General features: G+C 34.7%; 3 protein-coding genes and 1 tRNA gene. 1 reads left to right on the top strand and 3 read right to left on the bottom strand.

The genetic code is table 11. The features are described 5' to 3' along the window. Positions 1-101: 101 nt before the first annotated feature. From groL to A9G44_RS10505, 3 genes are all read right to left on the bottom strand, one after another. The gene (gene groL / locus A9G44_RS10515) at positions 102-1,757 is read right to left on the bottom strand and encodes a chaperonin GroEL (RefSeq protein WP_065610909.1); all 1,656 of its coding nucleotides are present in this window, start codon (positions 1,755-1,757) and stop codon (positions 102-104) included. 47 nt (positions 1,758-1,804) lie between these two features. Next, positions 1,805-2,098, bottom strand: a complete 294-nt coding sequence (locus A9G44_RS10510) for a co-chaperone GroES (RefSeq protein ID WP_034915350.1) — start codon at positions 2,096-2,098, stop codon at positions 1,805-1,807. Between the two features lie 148 nt (positions 2,099-2,246). Further along, positions 2,247-2,681 carry an FxsA family protein gene (locus A9G44_RS10505; protein WP_065610907.1) on the bottom strand — a complete coding sequence of 145 codons (435 nt, stop codon included), beginning with the start codon at positions 2,679-2,681 and terminating at the stop codon, positions 2,247-2,249. 158 nt (positions 2,682-2,839) lie between these two features. Between A9G44_RS10505 and A9G44_RS10500 the strand changes: the two genes are divergently transcribed. After that, positions 2,840-2,915, top strand: a tRNA-Phe gene (locus tag A9G44_RS10500). Positions 2,916-3,466: the final 551 nt, after the last annotated feature.

The following is a 3,466-nucleotide window of genomic DNA, read 5'->3' as shown; positions in this document are numbered from 1 at the left end:
TTTTATAAAAAGAATATATAACTAAAAAAAATTCATAAAAAAACCACTCGCATAAACGAGTGGTTTGTATTGATAAGCTTATTTCGTACTGACGAAAAGAATTACATCATTCCGCCCATACCACCCATGCCACCCATACCACCCATACCACCAGCAGCACCTAAGTCAGCCTTATCATCTTTAGGTAAATCAGTTACCATACATTCAGTTGTGATCATAAGGCCGGCAACTGAAGCAGCATATTGTAATGCACTACGTGTTACTTTAGTTGGATCTAAAATACCCATTGCAATCATATCACCATATTCTTCAGTTGCGGCATTGTAACCATAGTTACCTTTACCACCTTTAACGGCATTAACAACAACAGATGCTTCTTCACCACAGTTAGTAACGATTTGACGTAATGGAGCTTCCATCGCACGAAGTGCAACTTTGATACCAACGTTTTGATCTTCGTTTGCACCCTTAAGTTCTGAAATAGTAGTTGCGGCACGGACAAGAGCAACACCACCACCGGCTACAACACCTTCTTCAACAGCTGCACGAGTTGCATGTAATGCGTCTTCAACACGAGCTTTTTTCTCTTTCATTTCAACTTCAGTTGCCGCACCAACTTTAATTACAGCAACACCGCCAGCAAGTTTCGCTACGCGTTCTTGAAGTTTCTCTTTATCATAGTCAGAAGTTGATTCTTCGATTTGTTTACGAATTTGTTCAACGCGAGCATTAATTAATGACTCCTCACCAACACCATCAATGATAGTTGTGTTGTCTTTATTGATTACAACACGTTTTGCTTGACCTAAATCTTCAAGAGTTGTCTTTTCAAGTTCTAAACCAATTTCTTCTGAAATTACAGTACCCGCAGTTAAGATTGCAATATCTTGTAACATTGCTTTACGACGATCACCAAAGCCAGGAGCTTTAACAGCTGCAACTTTAACAATGCCACGCATAGTATTCACAACTAATGTTGCAAGTGCTTCGCCTTCAACATCTTCTGCAATAATCAATAAAGATTTACCAGCTTTAGCTACAGCTTCAAGCACTGGTAATAATTCGCGGATGTTAGAGATTTTTTTATCGGCTAATAAAATATATGGGCTATCTAATTCAACAGTTGCAGTTTCAGGTTTATTGATAAAGTATGGCGATAGGTAACCACGATCAAACTGCATACCCTCAACAACATCAAGCTCATCTTGTAAACCAGTGCCATCTTCAACTGTAATAACACCTTCTTTACCTACTTTTTCCATTGCCTGAGCAATTAAAGTACCAACAGTTTCATCAGAGTTAGCTGAAATTGTACCTACTTGAGCAATGGCTTTAGAATCAGCGCATGGTGCAGATAATTTTTTAAGCTCTTCAACAGCAGCAACAACTGCCTTATCAATACCACGTTTTAAATCCATTGGATTCATACCAGCAGCAACAGCTTTTAAACCTTCATTAACAATCGCTTGAGCAAGAACAGTTGCAGTAGTTGTACCATCACCTGCTGCATCATTTGCTTTAGATGCGACCTCTTTAACCATTTGTGCACCCATATTTTCGAATTTATCTTCTAATTCGATTTCGCGAGCAACAGAAACACCATCTTTAGTAATGGTTGGTGCGCCAAAAGATTTATCTAATACTACATTACGTCCTTTTGGACCTAATGTTACTTTAACTGCATCGGCTAATACATTAACGCCTTTAAGCATTTTGGCGCGAGCGTCATTACCAAATTTCACATCTTTAGCTGCCATCTTCGTATTTCTCCTAAATTCTGTATATAAATTAAATTAGTTGTCAGTTATGCTTGTACAATCGCTAAAATATCGCTTTCAGATAAGATAAGCACTTCTTCATTATCGATTTTCTCTGTTTTAACGCCGTATCCTTCATTAAAAATTACGATATCTCCTACTTTAACATCTAGCGGCTGTACTTGACCATTTTCTAAAATGCGACCATTACCAACAGCTAAAACTTCTCCGCGAGTTGATTTACCTGCTGCCGAACCAGTTAAAACAATACCACCAGCTGATTTTGATTCTACTTCTTTACGTTTAATGATCACACGATCATGCAATGGACGAATTTTCATTAGTTATCTCCTAGCACTAATTTTTAATTAAGATAATTATTAACAGAAATCATAGAACTATGATTTTTTAATGTAGTGCACAATATATGGGGATTATTTTAAATTCTTCAAGAGAACAAATTTAGAAAAAAGTCTAACTGATTATTTATTAATCATCTTTCTGTTTAAATTCACCCTCAATAATATCACCCTCTTGATAATGCATTTGTGATGAAGAAAATTTTGATCTTATTGGCATTTTTCGAACAATAAATTCCACGATATGATCTTGTACATGGGGTATTAATAAGATTGCACCTAAAATATCAGTTAAAAAACCTGGAATAAGCAAGAAAAAACCGGCAAAAAGCAAAGCTACACTTCTAATTACTTCATTTTTATAGCTTTGATTGTTAGCTATTTTTTGTTGCATAATACTAAGATTTTTCAACCCTTGAGTTTTAACTAACGAGAAACCAAGAATAGATGTTGCAATAATACAAATTAAAGCAAGAAAAATACCAATTGAATTTGCAACAGCTATAAAAACACTGATTTCAAAATAAACATAAATAAAAAAGAGAATAAAACCAACAAATCGCATATAACAATCCTATAAGCACAAAGGGATAATATTAGAAATTAGCTATTAATATGAAGATGATTAGCTAATTTTCAACCAAGCAATAAATATTTTTTAAAAAATTTTACAAAAGGGATTGACTGACACTTACAAATCGTGTTTAATGTGCATCCATTGTTGCCCGGATAGCTCAGTCGGTAGAGCAGGGGATTGAAAATCCCCGTGTCCGTGGTTCGATTCCGCGTCCGGGCACCAATCACCAAATTCTAAGACCTGCTTCTAGCAGGTTTTTTTATGCCTAAAGCCTTTTCAAATAAGCCTTTCACCTTGTTTCACTACTCAACAGTGTTCAACTGGAATTACCCCAAATCAAGTGAAAAATCGGATACAAACCCGGATACATTTGGTTCGATAATGGCGTGTATCCATAAAATGGCTTTAAAGCCTTTGTTTGCAAGGATTATAGAGAATTGCTTGCCAAGTGATTATGTGTTCATTATTTGTACTATTACTTTCAATTAATACCGTTACTACTTTATTCTTTTTGTAAATATTTATTTACATTACGCTGGTTGTTTGATCATAAGATAATTATGCAGTATTCATCTCCACCCATTCATATTCTGATGAATTGATCGTTTTATGAGAATAAGATTCTTACGTTAGCGTTTCACTATTTTACAAAGTCAAATATTAATTTTTATCGAATGTTTTCGATGTTTTATTGAGACTAAAGACAAGATAAAAAAATAATCATTAAAGGTTAATTAATATTATTATATAAAAGAAAATTATTAGATAAATAA

Origin of the sequence: Gilliamella sp. Occ4-3, assembly GCF_001690675.1 — a bacterium.
GTDB lineage: Bacteria > Pseudomonadota > Gammaproteobacteria > Enterobacterales > Orbaceae > Gilliamella > Gilliamella bombi.
Note: the sequence above shows the minus strand (reverse complement) of the source record. Positions and strands in the feature narration are given on the sequence as shown.